Here is a 728-nt window from a genome sequence, read left to right as displayed (position 1 = left end):
GTTCAGCTTAACTAAAGCTGGTGTGCCTTTGCTGCGCTCAATGCGCGGCTTACTGCAAAACTGTGAAAACAAGCAGCTAAAAGAAGCGCTAGAAGATGTGGTTTCTGAGTTGAGTAATGGTCGTGGCTTGTCGTCTGCGATGCAGCCGCACAACAAAGTGTTTAGTCCGTTATTCGTTTCCATGATCAACGTGGGTGAGAATACCGGTCGACTCGATGAAGCATTGCTGCAGCTAGCAAACTACTATGAGCAAGAGCTAGAAACACGCAAACGCATTAAAGCCGCGATGCGCTATCCGACGTTCGTTATCGTATTTATTACCATCGCCATGTTCATTCTGAACATTCTGGTTATCCCCGAGTTTGCATCGATGTTTACTCGTTTTGGGGTTGAGTTGCCGCTTCCAACGCGGATCTTGATTGCGACGTCCAACTTCTTTGTTCACTATTGGGGATTGCTCATTGCCGCAATGGTCGGTGCATTCTTTGTGTTCAAAGCTTGGGTTGCGACAGCAGATGGGCGGGAGAAGTTTGATAAATTTCGCCTCCGCTTACCAATCGTCGGTGATATCGTAAATCGCGCTCAATTGTCGCGTTTTGCTCGAACATTCTCGTTGATGTTGAAATCAGGTGTGCCGCTCAACCAATCATTGGCGCTTGCCGGTGAAGCGTTGGGTAACCGCTTTTTAGAAAATCGAATTTTAGAGATGAAAGCCGCCATCGAAGCGG

1 protein-coding gene is annotated in these 728 nt (G+C 47.7%); it reads left to right on the top strand.

The features are described from left to right. Nucleotides 1-728 (top strand): type II secretion system F family protein (locus R8O11_RS27410; protein ID WP_318194901.1); only part of this gene is annotated, 728 nt, incomplete at both ends.

It is taken from the genome of Vibrio sp. 1288 (genome assembly GCF_033344475.1).
This window is presented reverse-complemented; position numbering and strand designations above follow the sequence as displayed.